The sequence below is a fragment of the Tardiphaga sp. 768_D3_N2_1 genome (assembly GCF_052076105.1).
GTDB lineage: Bacteria > Pseudomonadota > Alphaproteobacteria > Rhizobiales > Xanthobacteraceae > Tardiphaga.
On sequence record NZ_CP197245.1, the window covers coordinates 3,636,446 to 3,660,654 of the forward strand.

Annotated in this window: 19 protein-coding genes; 9 read left to right on the top strand and 10 right to left on the bottom strand. The window is 61.6% G+C overall.

The window, feature by feature from the left end; all coding sequences use genetic code 11:
* Window positions 1-219 precede the first annotated feature (219 nt).
* From AB8A27_RS17185 to urtA, 10 genes are all read right to left on the bottom strand, one after another.
* Complete coding sequence (locus AB8A27_RS17185) at window positions 220-2,634, bottom strand: bifunctional diguanylate cyclase/phosphodiesterase (RefSeq protein ID WP_441242938.1); 2,415 nt, start codon at window positions 2,632-2,634, stop codon at window positions 220-222.
* A gap of 247 nt (window positions 2,635-2,881) precedes the next feature.
* Window positions 2,882-3,835: a DMT family transporter gene (locus AB8A27_RS17190; RefSeq protein ID WP_441242939.1), complete on the bottom strand. Its 954-nt coding sequence runs from the start codon at window positions 3,833-3,835 to the stop codon at window positions 2,882-2,884.
* A 188-nt stretch (window positions 3,836-4,023) separates the two neighbouring features.
* Entirely contained in the window at window positions 4,024-4,863 is an 840-nt protein-coding gene (locus tag AB8A27_RS17195) for an aldo/keto reductase (protein ID WP_441244940.1), read from the bottom strand.
* A 205-nt stretch (window positions 4,864-5,068) separates the two neighbouring features.
* Window positions 5,069-5,410, bottom strand: a complete 342-nt coding sequence (locus AB8A27_RS17200) for an FmdB family zinc ribbon protein (protein WP_441242940.1) — start codon at window positions 5,408-5,410, stop codon at window positions 5,069-5,071.
* Window positions 5,411-5,487: 77 nt separating this feature from the next.
* Window positions 5,488-6,717, bottom strand: a complete 1,230-nt coding sequence (fmdA, locus tag AB8A27_RS17205; RefSeq protein ID WP_441242941.1) for a formamidase — start codon at window positions 6,715-6,717, stop codon at window positions 5,488-5,490.
* 49 nt (window positions 6,718-6,766) lie between these two features.
* Window positions 6,767-7,456: an urea ABC transporter ATP-binding subunit UrtE gene (gene urtE, locus AB8A27_RS17210; protein WP_441242942.1), complete on the bottom strand. Its 690-nt coding sequence runs from the start codon at window positions 7,454-7,456 to the stop codon at window positions 6,767-6,769.
* 10 nt (window positions 7,457-7,466) lie between these two features.
* Window positions 7,467-8,222 carry an urea ABC transporter ATP-binding protein UrtD gene (gene urtD, locus AB8A27_RS17215; RefSeq protein ID WP_441242943.1) on the bottom strand — a complete coding sequence of 252 codons (756 nt, stop codon included), beginning with the start codon at window positions 8,220-8,222 and terminating at the stop codon, window positions 7,467-7,469.
* 10 nt (window positions 8,223-8,232) lie between these two features.
* The gene (gene urtC, locus AB8A27_RS17220; protein WP_441242944.1) at window positions 8,233-9,378 is read right to left on the bottom strand and encodes an urea ABC transporter permease subunit UrtC; all 1,146 of its coding nucleotides are present in this window, start codon (window positions 9,376-9,378) and stop codon (window positions 8,233-8,235) included.
* 34 nt (window positions 9,379-9,412) lie between these two features.
* On the bottom strand, window positions 9,413-10,339 hold the full coding sequence (urtB, locus tag AB8A27_RS17225; RefSeq protein WP_441242945.1) for an urea ABC transporter permease subunit UrtB: 927 nt from the start codon (window positions 10,337-10,339) through the stop codon (window positions 9,413-9,415).
* A 149-nt stretch (window positions 10,340-10,488) separates the two neighbouring features.
* Window positions 10,489-11,748 carry an urea ABC transporter substrate-binding protein gene (gene urtA / locus AB8A27_RS17230; protein WP_441242946.1) on the bottom strand — a complete coding sequence of 420 codons (1,260 nt, stop codon included), beginning with the start codon at window positions 11,746-11,748 and terminating at the stop codon, window positions 10,489-10,491.
* Between the two features lie 176 nt (window positions 11,749-11,924).
* Here urtA and AB8A27_RS17235 point away from each other — a divergent pair, with 176 nt between their 5' ends.
* The 9 genes from AB8A27_RS17235 (at window position 11,925) to AB8A27_RS17275 (ending at window position 24,193) form a co-directional block, all read left to right on the top strand.
* On the top strand, window positions 11,925-15,299 hold the full coding sequence (locus AB8A27_RS17235) for a hybrid sensor histidine kinase/response regulator (protein ID WP_441242947.1): 3,375 nt from the start codon (window positions 11,925-11,927) through the stop codon (window positions 15,297-15,299).
* Window positions 15,289-16,212 (top strand): response regulator, encoded by a 924-nt coding sequence (locus AB8A27_RS17240; RefSeq protein WP_441242948.1) that lies wholly within the window; start codon window positions 15,289-15,291, stop codon window positions 16,210-16,212. The genes AB8A27_RS17235 and AB8A27_RS17240 overlap by 11 nt, the downstream gene beginning before the upstream one ends.
* A gap of 196 nt (window positions 16,213-16,408) precedes the next feature.
* On the top strand, window positions 16,409-17,614 hold the full coding sequence (locus AB8A27_RS17245) for an ABC transporter substrate-binding protein (RefSeq protein ID WP_441242949.1): 1,206 nt from the start codon (window positions 16,409-16,411) through the stop codon (window positions 17,612-17,614).
* Between the two features lie 6 nt (window positions 17,615-17,620).
* Window positions 17,621-19,348, top strand: a complete 1,728-nt coding sequence (locus AB8A27_RS17250; RefSeq protein ID WP_441242950.1) for an FAD-dependent oxidoreductase — start codon at window positions 17,621-17,623, stop codon at window positions 19,346-19,348.
* Window positions 19,348-20,115 (top strand): SDR family NAD(P)-dependent oxidoreductase, encoded by a 768-nt coding sequence (locus AB8A27_RS17255; RefSeq protein ID WP_441242951.1) that lies wholly within the window; start codon window positions 19,348-19,350, stop codon window positions 20,113-20,115. Before AB8A27_RS17250 ends, AB8A27_RS17255 begins: the two co-directional genes overlap by 1 nt.
* Before the next feature lie 27 nt (window positions 20,116-20,142).
* Entirely contained in the window at window positions 20,143-20,928 is a 786-nt protein-coding gene (locus AB8A27_RS17260) for an IclR family transcriptional regulator (protein ID WP_441242952.1), read from the top strand.
* A gap of 171 nt (window positions 20,929-21,099) precedes the next feature.
* On the top strand, window positions 21,100-22,422 hold the full coding sequence (locus AB8A27_RS17265) for an ABC transporter substrate-binding protein (RefSeq protein WP_441242953.1): 1,323 nt from the start codon (window positions 21,100-21,102) through the stop codon (window positions 22,420-22,422).
* Between the two features lie 89 nt (window positions 22,423-22,511).
* Window positions 22,512-23,378: a carbohydrate ABC transporter permease gene (locus AB8A27_RS17270; RefSeq protein ID WP_441244941.1), complete on the top strand. Its 867-nt coding sequence runs from the start codon at window positions 22,512-22,514 to the stop codon at window positions 23,376-23,378.
* A gap of 2 nt (window positions 23,379-23,380) precedes the next feature.
* Entirely contained in the window at window positions 23,381-24,193 is an 813-nt protein-coding gene (locus AB8A27_RS17275; RefSeq protein ID WP_441242954.1) for a carbohydrate ABC transporter permease, read from the top strand.
* Window positions 24,194-24,209: the final 16 nt, after the last annotated feature.

Here is a 24,209-nt window from a genome sequence, read left to right on the forward strand (position 1 = left end):
AGGTGCAAAGCAACATCCAAGTATTGTTGAAATCGGACTCAACAACCTGGACGGGACTTCACGATCAATCACGAATGCGCGGGTGGGTTTCGGTTCATTTGACGAGAATTGTAGCCTGGGTGCTTCGCACAGCACTGCGTTATCAATGGATGAGAAGATCTCAACCATATCCAATCATCACAGAACTACGAAAAGTGCGGCTTTAGACTATCAAATGCGTCAGCTGGCGCGCTTCGCTGCAATGCCGCCGCCGGGATTGGCCACGACGCTTTGATAATGCGCAATCGGCTGTGGCCGGCCGATCAGGAAGCCCTGGATTTCCGCACAGCCTTCACTCGCAAGAAACGACATTTGGGCAATGGTCTCAACGCCCTCGGCAATCACCGGGAGCTTCAGCGAGCGGCCGAGCCCGATGATGGCGTGGACAATAGCCGCGGACTGCGGATTGTCCTCGATCTTGGCCACAAAGGTCTGATCGATCTTGATCTTGTCGAAGGGGAAAGCCTGCAGATAGCTCAGGCTCGAATAACCCGTACCGAAATCGTCCATGGCCACGCGAACGCCCAGTTCCTTGATGGCGTGCAGGATCGCGATGGCACCAGCAAAGTCGTCAATCAGCACGCCCTCGGTGATCTCGATCTCGACACGCTTCGGGCTGAGACCGGTCTCCGCCAGAATGGCGGCGAGCATCCCGGGTACATCGCCGCGCTGGAAATTGACCGGCGACAGGTTGATGGCGATCGACAGCGGATTAACCCAGGTCGCCGCCTCGCGGCAGGCTTCCCGCACGACCCATTCGTCGATAGCGCCAATCAGGCCGGTCTCCTCTGCCAGCGGAATGAAGATCGTCGGCGAGATGATGCCGCGCTCGGGATGCCGCCAGCGCAGCAGAACCTCAAAGGCAACGACAGCACCCTCGGCAGTCGCCTGCGGCTGAAAATAGAGCTGGAATTGCTTGTTCTCGATCGCAACCACGAGATCACGTTGCAACAGCCGCTTCTCGCGAATGTGCTGATCCATTGCGGGTTCGAAAAAGCGGATGGCCCCGCCCTCCTCCGCCTTGGCGCGATAGAGCGCCAGATCCGCATGCGCAATGAGAGCTTCGATATTCTGGCCATCCTGCGGATAGACGGAAATGCCAATACTGCAGCGAACATTGATATGCTGGCCGTCGATCTGAAACGTATTATCGAGAATGCCCGACAACCGCGCGCAGAAGTCTTCCGCTGTTTGCGAATCCGCACCGAGATGAGACACGATCGAGAAGATGTCGCCACTCGGCCGCGCCAGAAATGCACCGTTGCAGGCTTGCGCCAGCCGCTTCGCCAGCTCGGCCAACACGGCATCGCCGCTAGCCTGGCCGTATACATCATTCGTCTCTCTGAAGCGATCGATATCGATCCGCGCGATGGCGAACGAACCGTGTCCCGCCGAGGCCTCGCTGAAGACGCGGGTCAGATGTTCATTGAAGGCAACACGATTGGGCAGATCGGTGATCGGATCATGCCGCGCGAGATGCACGATCCTCGCCTCGCTGAGCTTGCGGTCGGTGATGTCGGCATGGGTCACGACCCAGCCGCCATTCTTCATCGGCCGGTAGCGCAGGTTGATGGTGCGTCCATCCGGCAACTCGGCGCTCTGGCTGCTCGGCACACGATCCGCGAGCGCCGCCCGCATCTTCATCTCATAACTATCCATATCGACGAAGAGCGTGCCAGTTGCCGCGCGCATCGCCAGCACCTGATCCTCGGTCGCGCCGGCAAACATCTTCGCCGGCGGGATATGATACATGCGCATGTAACTTTCGTTCCACAATTCGAGCAGGCCATCGGCGCTATACATGCATAGCCCCTGCTCCATATTGTTGAGCGCCGCATCGAGCTGCAGATTGCGCTTGCTCATGCTGCGACGGGTGCGCTGATCTGTTACGGCAATGACGAGGCCCGCGATCACCACGGCGGCGGTGAAGGCCGCGATGGCCAGCGACAGTTCGATCGGCGACAGCAGACTTTGGTTCTCAGCGGCTGCGGCGTCATAGGTCAGATTGATCGCGCCCATGGCAACGAAGTGATGTACGCAGATCGCGAGCGTCAAAAGCAGTGCCGCAACGAGCAGCTTGCCCGGCCGGTCGGCGGCCTGTGCGACGAGGAGCGCCAACGCGCCAATCACCATGCCGCCGACAACCGACGCCGTGACGAGGTCAGGCATCCACTGGATGATGGCGGGAATGCGCAGCGACGCCATGCCCATATAGTGCATGCAGGCGATGCCGAGGCCGATCACCGCGCCGCCGGCCAGCGCGTTTCGTCTGGTTGGATTAAACAGCGCGATGGCGAAGCCGGCCGTGGTCATCACTGCAGAGGCGACGAGCGAACAGGCGGTGATGATGAGATCGTAGCGAAGTTCGAAACCAGGCGTGTATGCGAGCATCGCGATGAAATGCGTCGCCCATGTGCCGAATCCGGTGACCGCGCCTGCGGTGATCAACCACGCAAGGCGCGTCTCGGGCAATGCGGTGCGCGCACGCGTGAACAGGTTGACGGCAGCAAGGCTGGTGAGAAAACACACCGCTGCCGCCAGCAGGATCTGCCGCCAGTCATGCTGCAACTCGATGCAATTCCAGACTCGTAGCATAAAGATACCAACATCTGACGCGATATCGAAAGCATAGTGCGTGCAATATTCGGAATGTTTAAAACTCACGGAAAAATTGCACGGAAGAACACTATTCTTAAGCCGCGATAAAGCCCGAAATATGCCCGCGTATCATCGTCCATGTTTGCGGAAAGATATGCAACACATTCGGATGTATCCACCGCAAGCGCGATGGCTTGGGGAAAATCGGGCAGTGGGGACGACCTGTTCGATCAACAGCTCGTCATCAGGCGCTCGGATAAGGTTCCGCGGGTGCAGTGACCTGCGCGCGGCGCACGCGTTCGCGATGTGCGGTGTAGACGCCGCTGGCAATGATGATTGCAGCACCGGCGAAAGTGACGGCATCGGGCGCTTCGCCAAACACGAAGAATCCAATCAGCGTCACCCACACCAGTTGCACATAGGAGAATGGCGCCAGCACGGACGCGTCCGCGAAACGAAAAGCGAGCACCACGATCCAGTGGCCGACAGTAGCGGCGACGCCAATACCAACGCCGAGCGCGATCTGCGTCCAGCTCGGCGCGATCCAGTAGAACGGCACGATGACGCTGAGCACGAGAAAGCCGGTGATCGCCGAGAACGCCATCGTGGTGATGGCACGATCAGCACCGCTGATTTTGCGCGTCAGCACCAATGCGGTCGCCCAGCCCAGTGCCGAAATAATCGGAAAGATGGTGCCAGGCTGAAACGCCGCAGTGCCCGGCCGCACGATGATCAGCACGCCTACGAGCCCGGCGATGGTGGCAGTCCAGCGGCGCAGGCCGACTTTCTCGCCAAGGAAAAGAACCGATAGTCCGGTGACAAACAGCGGCGAGATGAAGCCGGTTGCCGTCGCTTCCGCGATCGGGAGATAGCCGAGCGCCATGATGAAAAAGATCGACGAACATAACAGGCCCAGCCCGCGAAACACCTGCAGCAGCGGCCGCGCCGAGCGCATCGGATTGCCCGAGGCTGGCGCCAGGACGATCGGCAGCAGGATCACGACGAACACAAGGAAGCGGATCCAGGCGATCTCCACCGATGGCATGCCCGTGCGCGACAGATACTTCGCCATCGCGTCCGACGATGCCAGAAACGCCGTCGAGCAAATGATCATCAGAATGCCGTGCAGCGGCCGGTCGGTATGGCGATGAGCCGATACAGGGGCAGCAGTCTTCGGCGGCGGAACATGGCTTGTCACGAGCGGGGACCAATATGCGGGCTCGTCGGTGCATGCGAGCCGAATCGAACAAGGATCACAAAACGACGATCACGAGGCCGGGACAACTGCCGATATCAGGACACGGATATGCAGGCAGGCAAAAAAGCCTATGCCGGCCAACACATCAGCGGCCAGCGTGCAGCGCAGCATCGATTTTACCGCATCCCCTACAGCATCGGCAGGCTAGAGGGCTCCCGGCCGCGCGGGAATACCTTTTCGATGTCGGCCAGTTCGGCCGCGCTGAGCGTCAACGCGCTCGCCGCCGCATTGTCCGCGGCATGAGCGGCTGACGACGCCTTCGGAATCGCGAAGACCGATGGCCGGCGGGTCAGGAAGGCCAGCGCCACCTGACGCGGCGTGGCCTGATGGGCATCGGCGATCTGCTGCAGGATTTTGCCGCCCGGCGAGCGCGTCGACGGGAAATCATTATGACCGAACGGCGAATAGGCCACGACGGCGACGCCGTGGCTCTCGCACCACGGGATCACGCGGTGTTCGATGGCGCGCTCCTGCAAATGATAGAGCACCTGATTGCAGGCGATGGCGCCCTTGCCTGCGAGTTTCGACAGTTCGTTGAGATCGTCGACATCGAAGTTGCTGACACCCCAGGAGGCAATCTTGCCGGCCGCCTTCAACTCTCCGAAGGCCGCGACAGTCTCGGCAAGCGGAACCTGACCGCGCCAGTGCAGCAGGTAGCAATCGAGCCGGTCGGTCCCCAGCCGCTTCAGCGAGCGCTCGCAGGCGGCGATGGTGCCCTTCCGCGACGCGTTGCTCGGCAACACCTTGGAGACCAGAAACACGTCGTCGCGGCGGTCGGCGATGGCCTCTGCAATCACGAGCTCGGCGTCACCATACATTTCGGCAGTGTCGATATGGCTCATGCCGGCATCGAGGCCGGCCCGTAGCGCCCTGACCGCCACAGCCCGGTCACTGTGGTCGATATACCAGGTGCCCTGCCCGATGACCGAGACGTCGCGCGTGGTGTGGCCGAATGGATTGTGTCGCATCATGCGCCTCCGTCTGCCCGCGGCAGTGAGGCGCGCGGAAGTGGACGATAGCGCATTGAGACTACGATGTCGCGGGAGCGCCGAATGGCTCCCCAAACTCGTCATTCCGGGGCGCGTCGAGCCGCGCAGCGGATCGGCGTGAACCCGGCAAGGGCCGGCTGCGCCCCGGAATGACGGCGTGGGGCGGATGAAGTCGCCGGCACCGTCAGTGGCTGATCATCCATGGCCGCGCGGTCGGGAAGCTCTTGGCGCCGGTTGCCGTCTTCTTGACCAATCGCGACGGCTTCTTGCCGGAACAGCAACCGCAGCCGGCTCCATGCGCGGCCTTGTACTCCGCCGATGTCTTCGGCGCATTGCGGCTGCGCTCGTTGGTGGCGTGGGCCTTGCGCTTGTCGGAGGGCATACAGAAAAAGGCGGGCGCCGTCAGGATCACGCGTGGTGCCCGTGTCGCGCAATGCGGACAGTCCTGCGGATCGTCGCATTCCGCCATGGGCCGCATGTCGGTAAAGGGGCCGCAATTGTCGCAGAGATATTCATAGACCGGCATGGCGCTTCGCTCTCGTTCGCACATCAGAAAAAGTGGCTGCGGGGTCGTGACACTACCCCGCAGCCGAGTTGACCGCGTTACTTATCCGGCGAGAGCGGCATCTGGATGTCGCCCTTGATGTGTTTGACGGGACCGGCCGACGACGGATTGATATCGAAGTCGAAAATCTGCGTCGGCAGCCAGAGCGTGGCGCAGGCATTGGGCACGTCGACGACCCCGGAGATGTGGCCTTGCACCGGCGCGGTGCCGAGGATCGAATAGGCTTGCGCGCCGGAATAGCCGAACTTCTTCAGATATTCGATGGCGTTCAGACAGGCCTGACGATAGGCGATATGCACGTCGAGATAATGCTGCTTGCCGGCCTCATCCACCGAGATGCCTTCGAAGATCAGGAAGTCGTTGTAATTCGGCGTCATCGGCGACGGCTTGAACACCGGATTCTTGATGCCGTATTTCGACACGCCGTCCTTGATGACATCGACCTTGATGTGCAGCCAGCCCGCCATCTCGATGGCGCCGCAGAAGGTGATTTCACCGTCGCCCTGGCTGAAGTGCAGGTCGCCCATCGAGAGACCGCCGCCGGGCACATAGACCGGGAAATAGATTTTGGAGCCGCGCGACAGGTCCTTGATGTCGCAATTGCCGCCATGTTCGCGCGGTGGCACGGTGCGGGCGCCTTCGGCAGCAGCCTTGTCGCGGGCTTCGCCCTTCATGCGGCCCATATGCGCGGTCGGGCCGAACGGCGGATTGGCGAGGCCAGGCACGCGCTCCGGATTGGTGGCGATCAGTGCGGTCTCGCGCTCGTTCCAGGTGGCGAGCAGCTTCGGATCGGGCAGACAGCCGATCAGGCCAGGATGGATCAGACCGGCGAAGTTCACCCCCGGGATGTGGCGTGACGAGGTGTACATGCCCTTGAAGTCCCAGATCGACTTCTGCGCTTCGGGGAAGTGATCGGTGAGGAAGCCGCCGCCGTTCTTCTTTGAGAAGAAACCGTTGAAGCCCCAGAGCGAATCTTTCATCGGGCCGACATCGAGCAGATCCACCACGAGCAGATCGCCGGGCTCGGCGCCCTTGACGCCGATCGGACCGGACAGGAAATGCACGATGGACAGATCGATATCGCGCACGTCGTCGGCGCTGTCATTGTTCTTGATGAAGCCGCCGGTCCAGTCATAGGTCTCGACGATGAAGTCATCGCCGGGATTGACCCATGCGACCATGGGAATGTCCGAATGCCAGCGGTTGTGAATCATGTCGTTGTCGTAGGCCGATTGCGTAAGGTCGACCTTGATCAGTGTATCTGGCATTCAGTGCTCCCCTTCGGTTACTGGTCTTGGTGGTTGGACGCGTGATGAATTAGACGGACAGGTATTTGGCGATCTGAGCGGCATCGATTCCTTCGCGCGCTTCATCGCGAACGATTTCGCCGTTCTCGATCACCAGAACGCGATCGGCGACATCGAGCGCGAAGCTCAGCACCTGTTCGGAGACGATGATCGACAGGCCTTTCGTGTCGCGGATGTGCTTCAGCGTGCGCGCCATGTCCTTGATGATCGATGGCTGGATGCCTTCGGTCGGCTCGTCCAGCAGAAGCACTTTCGGTTTGGTTGCGAGCGCCCGCGCGATGGCGAGCTGCTGTTGCTGGCCACCGGACAGATTGCCGCCGCGGCGGCCTTTCATTTCCAGCAGCACCGGAAACAGCTCATAGAGATCGCCCGGGACTTCCTTCTCGCCGGAAGCGACGAGGCCGGTCTCGATGTTCTCCTTCACCGTCATGTGGGAGAAGATCATGCGGCCCTGCGGCACGTAAGCGAGGCCGCGCGCGACGCGCTCATAGCTCTTCAGCGCGCCGAGCTCCTTGCCTTCCATAGTCACCGAGCCCGACTTGGTCGGCACGATGCCCATCAGCGATTTCATCAGCGTGGTCTTGCCCATGCCGTTGCGGCCCATGATGGCCACGATTTCGTTGGGCTGCACCGACACGTTCAGGCCATGCAGGACTTCGCTCTGGCCGTAAGCAACATGGAGATCGTTGATCGCAAACATGATGATCTCCTCAATGACCCAGATAGACTTCGATGACCTTGGGGTCGTTCTGAACCTTTTCCATGGTGCCTTCGGACAGGATCTGTCCCTGATGCAGCACGGTCACCTTGTGGGCGATGTCCTCGACAAATTTCATGTCGTGTTCGATCACCAGCACCGAACGGTTCTTGATGATCGTGTTGAGCAGCTCGGCGGTCTTGACGCGCTCGCTGACGCTCATGCCGGCGACGGGCTCGTCGAGCATCAAAAGATCGGGGTCCTGGATCAGCAACATGCCGATCTCGAGCCACTGCTTCTGGCCGTGCGACAGCACGTCGGCATACATGTTGAGGCGATCCTTGAGGAAGATCATCTCGGCGACTTCCTCGACGCGCTCCTTCACCGCGGCGTCGCGCTTGAACATCAGCGAGCCGAAAACCGAGCGGCCGCGCGGATAGCAGATCTCCAGATTCTCGAACACCGTGAGATCCTCGTAGACCGACGGCGTCTGGAACTTGCGGCCGACGCCGGCCTGCACGATCTGGTTTTCCTTCAGCTTGGTCAGCTCCGTGCCGCGAAACTGCACCGAACCCGAGGTGGCTTTGGTCTTGCCGCAGATCAGATCTAGCACCGTGGTCTTGCCGGCGCCGTTGGGGCCGATGATGACGCGGATCTCGTTCTCCTCGACATAGAAGGACAGATCATTGACAGCCTTGAAGCCATCGAAGGAAACGGTGAGCCCTTCGACCGCGAGCAGGAAATCCTTGGGCTGATGTCCAATAAGCATGATCTGTCCCCTACTCTGCCGGTGCGCCGTCGGCGACGGATTTGCTGGCCCAGGCTTTGCGCGATGCCGACGAGCGCATGGCGAACAGCCGGTCCACATGGCGTGCCACGTGATCGCGCCAGATGCCTGACAGTCCATTCGGGAAGAACAACACCACCGCAATGAACAGACCGCCGAGGCCGAACAGCCAGAGTTCGGGGAAGGATTCTGACAGCATCGTCTTGGCGTAGTTCACCAGCAGCGTGCCGTAGACGGCGCCGAAGATCGACATGCGGCCGCCGACGGCGGTGTAGATGACCATTTCGATCGACGGCACAATGCCGACGAAGGATGGCGACATGAAACCGATCTGCAGCGTGAACATGGCGCCGCCGATCGCGGCGAACATCGCAGCAGCGCAGAAGGCGAAGATCTTGAAATTGGCGACGCTGTAGCCCGAGAACCGCACGCGGTCTTCCTGCTCGCGCATCGCCACCAGAATGCGGCCGAGCTTGGTCAGCCGGATGAATTGCGCCGTGATGATGCAGGCGAACAGCACGAACACTTCGAAGAAGTAGAGAATGACCTTGGCGTGGTCGGTGCGGATATCCCATCCGTTCAGCGTGCGCAGGTCGGTCATGCCGTTGATGCCGCCGGTATAGCCTTGCTGACCGATGATCAGAATGGTCGCGATCGCGGCAATGGCCTGGGTGATGATGGCGAAATAGACGCCGCCGACGCGGCGCTTGAACATTGCGGCGCCGATGATGAAGGCGAGTAGCGTCGGCACCACGAGGATGGCGATGATGGTCAGCGGCAGCGAGTGGAACGGTTTCCAGAACATCGGCAACGACGTGATCTGGTTCCAGTCCATGAAATCCGGAATGCCCGGAGTCGACTGGATCTTGGTGTTCTCGACGCTGGACGCCTCCAGCTTCAGGAACATCGCCATGCAGTAGCCGCCGAGGCCGAAGAACACACCCTGCCCGAGACTGAGAATGCCGCCATAGCCCCAGCACATCACGAGGCCGATGGCGACGAAGGCATAGGTCAGATATTTGGCGACGAGGTTGAGACGGAACACGTCGAGAAACAGCGGGAGGATCACCGCGAGCAACAATAGCAGCGACAGGAAGCCGATCAGTTCCGAGCGGTTGAAGAAGCGAGAATTGATCATGATGCGTATGCCCTGCTCTTTCTGTAATTCGCGCTTACTTGCGGACCTTGAGGGCGAACAGGCCCTGTGGCCGGATCATCAGGATCGCGACGATGGTGAGCAGCGTCAGCACCTTGGCCATCGAGCCGGACATGAAGAATTCCATGGTCGACTGTGCCTGGGAGATGGTGAAGGCCGAGGCGATGGTGCCGAACAGGCTGGCCGCGCCGCCGAACACGACGACGAGGAACGTATCGACAATGTAGAGCTGACCCGAGGTCGGACCGGTGGAGCCGATCATCGTGAAGGCGGAGCCCGCGATGCCGGCGATGCCGCAGCCGAGGCCGAAGGTATAGCGATCGACCTTCTCGGTATTGATGCCGACGGCACCCGCCATCACGCGGTTCTGCACCACGGCGCGCACCTGCTTGCCCCAGCGCGACTTGAACATGATCCAGGCAACGACCGCTGTGATCGCCGCTGTCAGGCACATCACGAAGATACCGTTGATCGGCACTTCGATCGTGTCGGTGACCTGCTTCGAGCCCATCATCCACTGCGGCAGCTCAACACCGACTTCGCGGGCACCGAACACCGAACGATAGGCCTGCTGCAGGATCAGGCTGAGACCCCAGGTCGCCAGCAACGTGTCGAGCGGGCGCTTGTAGAGATGTCGTATCAGTCCCCATTCGACCAGCATTCCCAGCGCACCTGAGGCAATGAAGGCGAGGATCATGGCGACGAAGAAGTAGCCGGAGAACAGCGACGGGAGATGCGACTGAAAGAAGCTCGACGTCATCCAGGTGACGTAGGCGCCCAGGATCATGAATTCGCCATGGGCCATGTTGATGACGCCCATCTGGCCGAAGATGATTGCGAGACCGAGGGCCATCAGCACATAGACCGAGAACAGGATCAGGCCGGCAAAGCCCTGCATCGCAAAGATGGCGCCAAGATCGCCAATCGAATAGTCGCCGAACATCGATCCGTCCTCCGTCAGGGAAAGGATCCCGCGCCGCGCATGGAGACGCGACGCGGGGTCGTCTTGCGCGGATAGGTCGTCCGCGCCAGGGAGAGGTGGGGCGCGGCGATCACGCCGCGCTCGGGGAGGAAGGCTTACTGGTAGCCCTCTTACTGGTAGCCCTTGGGGAACGGATCCGGCTCGATCAGTTCGGGTGTCTCGTAGACCACCTTGAACTGGCCATCGAGCTGGGCCTGGCCGACGCGGGCCTTCGACCACAGATGGTGGTTCGGATGGATCTTGACGTAGCCTTCCGGCGCCTTAGTGAACTCGATGCCAGCTGACGCCGCCGCGATCTTGTCGACGTCGAACGAGCCGGCTTTCTCGACCGTCATTTTCCACAGCCACGGGCCGAGATAGGCGGCCTGCGTCACGTCGCCGATCACGGTCTTCTCGCCCCACATCTTCTTGAAGGCGGCGACGAATTCCTTGTTGTTCGGATTGTCGAGCGACTGGAAGTACTTCATACAGGCATAGGCGCCCGCGATGTTCTCGCCGCCGATACCGTCGATTTCGTCCTCGGTGACCGAGATGGTCAGCATGGTCTGCTTCGACAGATCGATGCCGGCGGCCTTGAGCTGCTTGTAGAAAGCGACGTTGGAGCCACCGACGACAGCGGCATAGATCACGTCCGGCTTGGTCAGCTTGATCTTGTTGATCACCGAGTTGAACTGGGTGTGGCCGAGCGGGAAGTATTCTTCGCCGGCGACCTTGCCGCCGAGCTTGCCCTCGATGTGCTTGCGCGCAATCTTCATCGACGTGCGCGGCCAGATATAATCCGAGCCGATCAGGTAGAAGCTCTTGCCATTCTTGGTCTTGGAGACCCAGTCGAGGCCGGCGAGGATTTGCTGCGTCGCTTCCTGACCGGTATAGATGACATTCTTGGACTGCTCGAGACCTTCATAGAAGGTCGGGTAGTAGAGCATGCCGTTATACTGTTCCACGACCGGCAGCACGGCCTTGCGGGAGGCCGAGGTCCAGCAGCCCATGATGGCCGCAACCTTGTCATTGACCAGTAGCTTCTTGGCCTTTTCGGCGAAGGTCGGCCAGTCCGATGCACCGTCTTCCTGGATGAATTTGATCTTGCGGCCGAGCACGCCGCCCATCGCATTAATCTGGTCGATGGCGAGCTTTTCGGCCTGCACCGAGCCAGTTTCCGAGATCGCCATGGTACCGGTGACCGAGTGCAGGATACCGACGGTGACTTCCGTATCAGTGACCGCAAGGCCCGTGGTGTTGATGGCCGAGGTGGCCGGTGCCTGCGCAAAAGATGTGCGCGGAAGCATGGACATCGCTGGCAACGCGGCCATTCCCATCAGCAATTTGCGCCGTAACGGCGACTGCAGGCCCGGTTTCTTCTCGTCTGACATGACAACCCCACTGGTTTGGACGCTTATTGGTGAGGCAAGCATTGCTGAACTTGAGCGCTACCCGGATACGCGAGATCGCGTATACTGCACCGCAAAATGCCGACGTAGATTTTTGCATCACGCAAATATGCGTAGTTGGCGGGTCTTCTAAGTTTAACAGGGTCAGGAGCGAGGTAGTGGCAGGGCGGCAGCGTATCGACCGCGTCAGACGCCAGTACAACCAATGGGTCGCCAACCAGACCCTGGAAGATTACGCACTCCGCTTTACGGCGAAGAGCGCCCGGCGCTGGTCCGCCGCGCGGGTCGCCAATACGGCCCTCGGCGCCATTTCGTTTCTGGCCCTTGAGGCCATCGGCGGCACCATCACCATCAATTACGGCATGACCAACGCCACCGCGGCGATCCTGGTGGTCAGCGTGATCATCTTCTGCTGCGGATTGCCGATCGCCTATCACGCCGCCAAATGCGGCATCGATATCGACCTCCTCACTCGCGGCGCCGGCTTCGGCTATATCGGCTCGACGGTCACGTCGCTGATCTACGCGTCCTTCACCTTCATCTTTTTCGCCATCGAGGCTGTCATTCTCGCCTCCGCGCTGGAGATGTGTTTCGATATTCCGCGCCCGATCGGTTACCTGATATCGGCCGTGGTCATCATCCCGCTGGTGACCCACGGCATCACGCTGATCAGTCGTTTCCAGCTCTGGACCCAGCCGATCTGGCTGGTGCTCAACCTGCTGCCCTTCGCAGCGATCGCCTATGCGAGCCGCGACTCCTTCGTGGCATGGACAAAATTTCCCGGCGAGCACGGCAGCGCCGCCGGCCATCTCGATCTCCTGCTGTTCGGCACCGCCGCATCCGTCGTGTTCTCGCTGGTCGCCCAGATCGGCGAACAAGTCGACTTCCTGCGCTTTCTGCCGCGCGACCGCCGCAGCTCGCGTGCGAGCTGGTGGGTGGCGCTGCTATGCGCCGGCCCGGGCTGGATCATCGTCGGCGCGGTCAAACTGCTGGCCGGCTCGTTCCTCGCCTATTTCGCGCTGACGCACGGTGTCTCGGCCGAACACGCCGCCGAGCCCGCCCATATGTATCTCGAAGCGTTTCGCTATGTGCTGTCGCAGCCCGATCTGGCGCTGGCTTTGACTGGCACTTTCGTGATCCTGTCGCAGCTGAAGATCAACGTCACCAACGCCTATGCGGGCTCGATCGCCTGGTCGAACTTCTTCTCCCGCCTCACCCACAGCCATCCCGGCCGCGTTGTCTGGCTGGTGTTCAACGTGATGGTCGCGCTGCTGTTGATGGAGATCGGCGTCTACAAGGCGCTGGAGCAGACGCTGGCGCTGTACTCCAATGTTGCGATTGCCTGGGTCGGCGCGCTGGTCGCTGATCTGGTCATCAACAAACCGCTCGGACTGCGCCCACAGCAGATGGAGTTCAAGCGCGCGCATCTCTACGACGTCAACCCGGTCGGCGTCGGCGCGATGCTCGCAGCAACCGTGATGTCGGTTAGCGCCTTCTATGGATTGTTTGGACCCACGGCCAAGGCGCTGTCGCCTTTCGTGGCGCTGATCACCGCGCTCGCCACCGCCCCCATCATCGCCTTCGCGACAGGGGGCAAGTACTACATCGCCCGCAAGCCGAAGCGCGCCTGGCAGAATGTGGCAGCGATCCAGTGCTGTATCTGCGAACATTCCTTCGAGCCCGAGGATATGGCCCATTGCCCGGCCTATGCCGGCCCGATCTGCTCACTGTGCTGCTCGCTCGATGCGCGTTGCCACGATCTCTGCAAGCCGCATGCGCGGATCGACGCACAGATGTCGGCGACGTTCGGCAAATTGCTGCCGGAACCGATCCTGGCCCGGCTCAATTCGCAGCTCGGCCATTATCTCGGCGTCTTCATGATCGCTGCCGGCCTCGTCGGCCTGACGCTGGGATTGATCTATCTGCAAACCTCCGCCGCATCGCCGGGAGACAGCGCGCAGGTCTCGGAAGTGCTGTGGAAAGTGTTCTTCGCGCTGGCGATCATCATCGGCGTGGTGGCATGGCTGTTCGTGCTGGCCAAGCAAAGCCGCCGCGCCGCTGAAGCCGAGACCAAGCGGCAGACCACCCTGCTGATGCAGGAAATCGACGCCCACAAGCGCACGGATGCCGAGCTGCAGCGCGCCAAGGAAGTCGCGGAGTCCGCCAATCTCGCCAAGAGCCGTTACGTCGTCGGCCTCAGCCACGAGCTGCGGTCGCCGCTCAATGCGATATCAGGCTATGCGCAGCTCCTGGAGCAGGACGACAGCCTGCAGACCCGCCCGCGAGATCAGGTTCGCGTGGTCAAGCGTAGCGCCGATCATCTGTCCGGCCTGATCGACGGCATTCTGGATATTTCCAAGATCGAGGCCGGGCGTCTCTATCTGTCACGCGACGAGGTTCGTCTCACCGACTTCCTCGATCAGCTCGTCGGCATGTTCCGCTTGCAGGCTGCCGCCAAGGGCATCGATTTCGTATTCCGGCGACCAAACATCCTGCCCACCGTCGTCTATGCCGACGAGAAGCGGCTGCGGCAGATCCTGATCAACCTGCTCTCCAACGCCATCAAGTTCACGCAGACCGGCAGCGTGCAGTTCGTGATCCATTATCGCAGCCCGGTGGCCGAATTCGAGATTATCGATACCGGACCCGGCATCCGGCCGGATGACCTCGAGCTGATCTTCGCGCCCTTCGAGCGTGGCGCACTCGGCGCTGCACAGCCGCATACGGGTACGGGTCTTGGCCTCACCATTTCCAAGCTGCTGGCTGGCGTGATGGGCGGCGATATCCGCGTCTCCAGCGAGGTCGGCACCGGCAGCACGTTCCGCGTCAAGATGCTGCTGTCCGAAGTCACCAACCCGACGCGCATCGCGCCGGTGGATGCGCCGATCTATGGCTATCATGGCCCGCGCAAGACCATCCTGGTCACCGATGACGATCCGACGCAGCGCGACCTGTTGCGTCAGGTCCTGACACCGCTCGGCTTCATCCTGCTCAGTGCGCCGGATGGCCCGGCCTGCCTCAGCCTCGCCCAGCATTGCCGTCCTGACCTGTTCCTACTCGACATCTCCATGGCCGGCATGGATGGCTGGACCGTCGCCGAAAAGCTGCGATCATCGGGTCACCACCAGGCGCGCATCCTGATGGTCTCGGCCAGTGCCCTGGAAGCCCATGGAGCGCCGCTTGCCCAGCCCTTCCATGACGGCTACCTCATGAAGCCGATCGAACTGCCGCGGCTGCTCGAACAGATCGGACAGCTCCTGAAAATCGAATGGCAATACGAACGCGACGAAGTGGCGCCCCTACCGCAATGGACACCCACCACCGGCACAAGGCCGCCAGTGCATCATGTGGAGGAACTCATCAGCCTCGGGCAGATGGGCCACATCCGCGCCATTCAGCTCAAGCTCGACGAGATCGGCAATGATCACCCCGAACATGCCGACTTCGTCGCCCAGATGCGCTCGCTGATCGACCGTTTCGACCTCGATCAATACATGGCCACCCTGAAGACGCTGTACACCTATGACCACTGACAACAAGAAACGCGACGTCGCGCTGGTGGTCGACGACTCGCCGGAAACACTGCGTCTGCTGACCGATGCGCTGGATGGCGCCGGCATGACCGTGATGGTGGCCATGGACGGCGCCGCCGCGATGCGCATCGTCGAGCAGATCACACCCGATATCATCCTGCTCGATGCCGTCATGCCGGGGATCGATGGCTTCGAAACCTGTCGCCGGCTGAAGCGCGATGCAGGTCTCGGCGACGTGCCGGTGATCTTCATGACCGGACTCTCCGAGACCGAACACATCGTGCGAGGGCTCGAGGCGGGCGGCGTCGATTACGTCACCAAGCCCATCATTATCGAGGAGATGCTGGCGCGCATCCGCGTACATCTCGCCAATGCGCGACTGACGCAGAGCGCACGCACCGCGCTCGATGTCTCTGGACGCTTTCTCCTCGCGGTGAGCAGCAAGGGCAACATCCTGTGGGCCACGCCGCAGGCGCAGAAGCTGCTCAACGATCACCTGATCGCCGCGCCCAATGATGAATTGCTGCTGCCGCCAATCATGATGCAATGGCTGGAGCAGATGCAGCGGCCGGGCGCAAAGCCGGCGCCGTCATCGGGCTTTCCCAAAAACGAACTACTACGCCTGCAATATATGGGGAAAGTGGGCTCCGACGAATTCCTGCTCCGGCTCGCCAAGGAAAACGCGCCAACCGCTCCTGCCGAATTCAGCAAGGAGCTCGGCCTCACCGGCCGCGAGGGCGAAGTGCTGTCCTGGCTCAGCAAGGGCAAGAGCAATCGCGACATCGCGCAGATTCTCGGCCTCTCACCACGCACTGTCGACAAACATCTCGAGCAGATCTACGCAAAACTTGGCGTCGAGAACCGTACAGCTGCTGCAGCAATTGCGGTGAATGCAAGCCACAGGCGGCAATAGCCCCAACGTGACCGTCGCGTAGTCCGACCGCAGCTCCGATCAGTCTGATACTGCACCGCACGCGCGGCATCCCGGCGCGTGCCCAAACCTTTCCGCCTGCGAATTCGCTATTGACAAACTTTTTCGCCAATATCTAATTTATCGAAAAACAGAGAATGACTGGCCCGACACGAGGCCGCATTGGGGAGAGAAACAGATGACACGCCAGTTCCTGGTGTGCGCAGCCGCGCTCACGCTTTGGACATCCACCGCTTCCGCTCAAGTCTCCGACGACGTCGTCCGCATCGGCGTCCTCACAGATCTTTCAAGCTGGGGGCGCGACAATAGCGGCCCCGGCTCAGTTGAAGCCGCCAAGATGGCGCTTGAGGAATTCGGCCCGACCGTGCTCGGCAAGCCGATCGAGATCGTCAGCGCCGATCATCAGATGAAGTCTGACGTCGGTATCCAGATCGCACGCAACTGGTTCGATGCCGGCAAGGTCGATGCCGTGGTCGATATTCCGAACTCAGCCATCGCCATCGCGGTTCATAACCTCGCAAAAGACCGCAACAAGATCGCGCTCTTGTCCGGCCCCGGCGCAAGCACGCTGACGGATGAGCTGTGCAGCCCCAACACGGTCCACTTCACCTACGACACCTATGCGCTTGCGAAGGTGACGGCCTCTGCTGTGGTCGCCGGCGGTGGAAAGTCATGGTTCTTCATCACGGCCGACTACGCCTTCGGCAATCAGCTTGAACAGGACGCCACGCGCTTCATCAAGGCAAGCGGCGGCACGGTGCTGGGCGGAGTTCGCCATCCGACCAACACGGCCGATTTCTCGTCCTTCGCATTGCAGGCGCAAAGCTCGAAGGCGGAAGTCGTCGCCTTCGCCAATGCCGGCCAGGACACCGACAATTCGATCAAACAGTCCGGCGAATTCGGCCTCGTCAAAGGCGGCCAGAAACTGGTCGGCCTGCTGATGTTCGACACGGATGTGCATGCGATCGGCCTCGACGCTGCGCAAGGTACTTATCTCACCACGGCGTCCTACTGGAACATGGATGACAAGACGCGCGCCTGGTCGAAGAAATTCTTCGAACGCACCAAGGTGATGCCAACCATGATCCAGGCCGGCGTTTACAGCTCTGTCTTGCATTACCTCAAGGCCATCAAGGCCGCCGGCACCGACGATCCGGCCAAGGTGATGGCCAAGATGCGCGAACTGCCCATCGAGGACACCTTCGTCCACGGCGGCAAACTGCGCGAAGACGGCCGCGTCATCCGCGACATGTATCTGGCCCGCGTCAAGAAGCCGTCGGAGTCCAAGGAGCCCTGGGACTATCTCGACATCGTCAAGACCGTGAAGGGCGATGACGCGTTCCGGCCCGTCTCTGAATCGAAATGCCCATTGCTGAAGAAGTAAGGTCTCATGGCTGTTGATCCCAAGGCGAATATCGAGCTCTACGAATGCGACGTGCTGGTCGCCGGCTCCGGCTGCTCCGGCATGTCGGCGGCCATCACCGCCAAGCATAGTGGGCTCGATGTTCTTATCGTCGAAAAGGAGCCGCGGTTCGGTGGCACGACCGCGCGCTCGGGCGGCTGGCTGTGGATTCCCGGCACGTCGCTGGCGCGCGCCTGGGGCATCAATGAGAGCCCCGACGAGGCGCGCACTTATCTGCGCCATGAAGCCGGCAACAGCTTTGACGCCGCGCGCGTCGACGCCTTTCTCGCCGCAGGACCTGAGGCGGTGGATTTCTTCACCTCCAAGACGGCGGTGCGCTTCGACATGCCGTTGACCTTCCCCGACTACGATGCCGAAGCGCCCGGCGGTAAACAGGGTGGCCGTTCCATGGTGGCGCGACCGTTCGACGGGCGTGAGCTTGGCGATCACATCAAGGATATCGGCGCGCCACTGCCCGAATTGACGGTGTTCGGCATCATGCTCGGCTCCGGCAAGGACATCATCCACTTCATGCGCGCGACCAAATCGCTGACCTCGGCGGTCTATGTGGCTAAGCGGCTGTCGAAGCATTTCATGAACGTGCTGCGCTATGGCCGCGGCATGACGCTGACCAACGGCAACGCGCTCGCCGGCCGGCTCGCCAAGTCCGCCTTCGACCTCAAGATTCCGCTGTGGCTGTCATCCCCGGTGCGTGAGCTGATCATGGAAAACGGCACGGTTCGTGGCGCCATCGTTGAACGCAATGGCAAGCGCGTCCGCATCTATGCGAGACGCGGCGTGGTGCTCGCATGCGGCGGCTTCCCACATGACATCGAACGGCGCAAGGCGATGTTTCCGCATGCGCCAACCGGTCGAGAGCACACCTCGCCAGGTCCGACCGGCAATACCGGCGATGGTCTTCGCCTCGCCGAGTCCGCCGGCGGGCGCGTCGAGGACTCGCTGCCGAATGCCGCCGCCTGGGTGCCGGTCTCCGTTACCCATCGCAAGGACGGCAGTAAAGGCGTGATGCCCCATTTCATCGACCGTGCCAAACCAGGCGTGATCGCCGTGATGCGCGACGGCGCCCGCTTCGCCAATGAAGGCAATTCCTACCACGCCTTCGTCCAGCAGATGATGAAAGCGGCGAAGCCCGGCGAGGAAATCGCGGCCTGGCTTGTTTGCGATCACCGCGCGCTGCGGCAATACGGGCTCGGGGCCGTGCCGCCCTTCCCGATGCCCATCGGCCAATATCTGAACTCGGGCTATCTCATCAAAGGCAATACGCTCGAAGAGCTCGCCGGCAAGGCCGGCATCGACACCGGCGGCTTCGTCACCACTGTCGCGCAATTCAACAACACCGCCGCCGAAGGCCGCGATCCCGCCTATGGCAAGGGCTCCCGCGCTTACAATCGCTACCAGGGCGACGCGAACCATGGACCCAACCCCTGCGTTGCTCCGATCGAACAGGGGCCGTTCTACGCCATCAAGATGGTGATCGGCGATCTCGGCACTTACGCCGGCATTAGGACCGATGCGCAGGCGCGTGCGCTCGATGCCAGCGGGCAGGTGATCAATGGCCTCTATGCGGCCGGCAACGACATGGCGAGCATCATGGGCGGTAATTATCCCGGCGCCGGCATTACGCTCGGCCCCGCGCTGACCTTCGGCTATATCGCCGGTCGCCATCTCGCCGGCGCGCCGGTGAAGGCCGCGTGATGGCCAGCTTCGCCCCCGATCTCTTGAAGGGCCAGCTTGCGCTGGTGACCGGGGCCGGCGCCGGCAACGGCCGTGCGATTGCGCTGGGTCTGGCTGCACATGGCGCCGATATCATCGTGACCGATATCGACCGCGATGGCGCCTTGCGCACGGCGAGCGAGATCGCAGCAGCTGGACGGCAGTCATGGCATCATCATCTCGATGTTACAGACGTCGACGCTTGCCGACAGCTTGCACAGACCGTCAAAGCGAGTGCCGGCGACACCTCGATCCTGGTCAACAATGCCGGCATCATCATTCGCGAAGGCATCGATTCCGAACGCGCGGTGGAGAACTGGCGGCGCGTGCTCGACGTCAATCTCAATGGCGTATTCAATGTCACCCACGCGTTTCTGCCGGCCTTGCGCGCACGACGCGGCAGCGTGATCAATCTTGGCTCCATCGCCTCTTTCGTCGGGGTCGCCGATACGCTGGGCTATTCGCCCTCCAAGGGCGGCGTAAAGCTTCTGACGCAGGCGCTGGCGCGCGAAGTTGCCAAAGACGGCGTGCGCGTCAATGCCATCGCGCCGGGCGTGATCGAGACGGCCATGACCGAAGCGACACGCAACGATCCCGCGCGGCTGGCCGGTTTCCTCGGTCGCACGCCACTGGGGCGCGTCGGCCAGCCCGAGGAGCTGATCGGCCCTGTTGTATTCCTCGCTTCACCTATGGCGTCCTATGTCACAGGCGTGACCTTGCCAGTGGATGGAGGCTTCCTGGCCGTGTAGTGTCCGCGGCACTGGTTTGGGGCAAGCATGGCTAAAGAGAGTCGCGGGATTCAGTCGATCGAGGTCGGGGGTGAATTGCTGCAAGCGCTGGTGCGCAACGGCGAACCGATGATGTTGCGGGATTTGGCGCGCGAGGCCGGCATGTCACCGGCCAAGGCGCATCCCTATCTCGCCAGTTTCTCCCGCATCGGCCTGATCGAGCAGGACCCGTCCACCGGCCGCTATGAATTCGGTGCGCTCGCCCTCGAACTCGGCATCGTGACGCTGCGTCGCCTGTCGGCCGTCCGTGTCGCAACGCCGGCCATTACCGCTCTCGCGGGTACGATCGACCACTCCGTCTCGCTGGCGATCTGGGGGACCCACGGACCGACCGTGGTACGGCTGGAAGAACCCAGCCATCCCGTGCACATCGCGATGCGCGTGGGCTCCACGGTGTCCTTGCTCGAAACCGCAACGGGGCGCGTCTTCGCGGCATTCATGCCACCTGCGACCATCAATGCCGCACTCGCGGAAGATCTCGATCGGCTCTCGATCGGCTACGAGCCGGACCGCAAGATAAAAGGCCCGGCCATCGACAAGATCCTCGCCGACATCCGCACGCGGGGGCTAGCCCGCGCTGTCGGCGAGCCCCTGCGCGGCGTCAATGCCTTCTCCGCACCGGTATTCGATCATAGCGGCGCGGTCGTCCTGGCCGTCACCGCCATGGGCCCGGTGGGCACGTTCGACGTCAACTGGAACAGCCCGATTGCCAAGGCCCTGCTCGATTGCACCAATGCGATCTCTCGCCGGCTCGGCCGCGACGTCAAGGACTGAGCGGCACAGCAATCTGCGTAAGATGCATGCGGTGTGCAAAGTTGTCTGACAACTGCCGCGCGGCCTTGTCGCCTCCCTCCATCGTGTTACGATCCCTGAGGCGCATCTCCGGTCCACGGGGAGCGACCATAAAATCACCGCCGGTAAAGGCGGCTTGAGGGAGGATGACACATGGCTTTTCACGGCCCGACTCGTCGCGCCTTTGTGCAGGGGGCACTCGCCACCAGCGCGCTTGGTCTCACCGGCATTCCGGCTTTCGCCGATCCCGCCTGGAAAAAATATGCGGGCACAACGATCGAGGCCAATCTGATCAAGGGCCCGCGCGGCGAACTGCTGCAGAAATACGCCTCCGAATTCACCGAACTGACCGGCATCAAGGTCGAGTCCGAGATAATCCCGGAGCAGCAACAACGCCAGAAGGCCGTCATCGAACTCACCTCCGGCAAGCCCAGCTTCGACGTCGTGCATGTCAGCTACCACGTCCAGAAGCGCCAGTTCGAAAAGGCTGGCTGGCTCGCCGATCTCACGGGCTTTATGAAGGACCCGAACCTCACCGCGCCGGATCTGAAGGTGGAAGACTTCTCTGCGGGCGGGCTGCAGTTTGCACAGAACGACAAAGGCGAGATGCATTCGCTGCCGTGGTCGGTGGATTACTTCATCCTGTACTACAACAAGGAAATGTTCGCCAAGAAAGGCGTCGCAGTTCCGAAGACCATGGATGAGATGGCGGCAGCCGCCGAGAAGCTCAACGATCCCGCCAACGGCATCTACGGCTTCACCGGGCGGGGCTTACGCAACGCCAACATGACGCTGTGGACCAATTTCTTCCTCAACTATGGCGGCGAATTCCTCGATGCCAAGGGCAACATCCTGACCGATGGACCCGAGGCGATCGAAGCCACCAAGATGTATCAGCGCCTCCTCACCAAGACCGCGCCTCCCGGCGTCGCCGGCTTCAACTGGATGGAGTCGATGGCCTCGCTGACACAGGGCCGCGCGGCCATGTGGATCGACGGCGTCGGCTGGGCGCCGCCGATCGAGGACCCCAATGCATCGCGCGTCGTCGGCAAGATCGGCTACACCGTCGTACCCGCCGGACCAAAGGGGCAATTCTCCGCCGCCTATGGCGACGGCATCGGCATCGCCAAAACCTCGACGAAGAAGGAAGCCGCCTATCTCTATTGCCAATGGGCGGTGTCGAAGACCATGGGCGCCCGGCTGTTGCAGAGCGGCGGCGGCGTGCCGTTCCGCAATTCGATCCTCAACGACGAGACGGTGCGCAAGGGCGTGAAAAACCAGGAGTGGCTGGATTCGGTGATCGCCTCCGCCAAGATCAGCAAGCTCGGCCTCCCGGTCATCGTGCCTGTCGCCGAATTCCGCGACCTTGTCGGTGCCGCCGTCACCGCCACGCTGGCAGGCGCCGATCCGGCGAGCGAGCTGAAGAAGGCCCACGAACAGTTCCGGCCGATTCTGGAGCGCAGCGAAAAGTCGTGAGCGAACTGACAGCGGGAAAGGCAGTCGCCAAAACGACCGCAACGGTCGCGGCCGACACGGCGACTGCGCAAAAGAACGAGTGGCGGCCAATTTCCTATTGGCCGTTCGTAATTCCAGCGATGATCGTCGTCATGGCGGTCATCATCTTCCCGTGGGTCTATACGATCTGGATGAGCCTGCACGAATGGAAGGTCGGCCAGGCGCCGACCTTTGTCGGCTTCGCCAATTATCTCAGGCTGCCAAGCGATGCGCGGTTTGTGGAATCCGTGGGGCATACGCTGGTCTACACGGCTCTATCAGTCGCGCTGCCGCTGATCCTCGGCACACTGGCGGCAGTGATCTTCAACAACAAGTTTCCGCTGCGTGGCTTCTTCCGCGGTCTGTTCATCCTGCCGATGATGGCGACGCCGGTTGCCATCGCACTGGTGTGGACGATGATGTTCCACCCGCAGCTCGGGGTGTTGAACTATCTGCTGTCGCTGTTCGGCCTGCCTCCATCGCTCTGGGTATTCCATCCCGCCACCGCAATCCCGTCGCTGGTGCTGGTGGAGACGTGGCAATGGACGCCGCTGGTCATGCTGATCGTGCTCGGTGGCCTCAGCGCGATTCCGACCGAGCCCTATGAAAGCGCCCAGATCGACGGCGCGACACCGTGGCAGACCTTCCGCTACATCTCGCTGCCGATGATCATGCCGTTTCTCTTTATCGCAGCGATGATCCGCATGATCGACGCCGTGAAGAGTTTCGACATCATCTTCGCCATTACGCAAGGCGGCCCGGGCAGCGCCTCGGAAACCATCAATCTCTATCTCTATAGCGTCGCCTTCGTCTATTACGACGTCGGCTATGCCTCCGCGATCGTGGTGGTGTTCTTCGCACTTATCGTCGCCCTCGCCGGCGCGCTCTTGCATCTGCGCCAGCGCACCCACTGGAACGAAGCCGGAGGCAGTGCCTGACCATGCGGGGCTTTCTCAACAAACTCGGCCTGACTTTCGCCTTCATCGTGATCGTTTCGCCGGCGGTACTGTTCTTCCTCTGGATGCTGTCGCTGTCGCTGAAATTCGAGATCGACAACGCGTCCTATCCGCCGGTCTTCATCCCCGACCGTGTCAATTGGGGCAATTACGCCGCCGTCATCGAATCCAAGCGGTTCATGACCTATTTCTTCAACACGCTGATCGTCACCGGCTCGGCCACCTTGTTCGCTCTCATCGTCGGCGTGCCTGCCGGTTACGGCATCGCGCGCATGCGCGCGCGCAAATCGGCCATCGTGATCCTGATCGCGCGCATCACCCCCGGCCTGTCCTATCTGATCCCGCTATTCCTGCTGTTCCAGTGGCTCGGCCTGCTCGGCACGTTGTGGCCGCAGATCATCATCCATCTCGTGGTTACCGTCCCCATCGTGATCTGGATCATGATCGGCTATTTCGAGACGACGCCGATGGAGCTGGAAGAATCCGCCATCATCGACGGCGCCAATCGCTGGCAGGTGTTCCGCCACGTCGCACTGCCGATTGCCCGCTCAGGCATCGCCGTTGCCTTCATCCTCTCGGTGATCTTCTCCTGGAACAACTTCGTCTTCGGCATCGTGCTGGCCGGCCGCGAGACGCGGACACTGCCGGTCGCGGTCTACAACATGATCTCGTTCGATCAGTTGAGCTGGGGGCCGCTGGCGGCGGCGGCACTCATCGTGACGCTGCCGGTGCTGCTGCTGACCATGTTTGCACAAAGGCAGATCGTGGCGGGGCTGACGGCGGGCGCGGTGAAGTGACGGCGGGAAGCCGGCG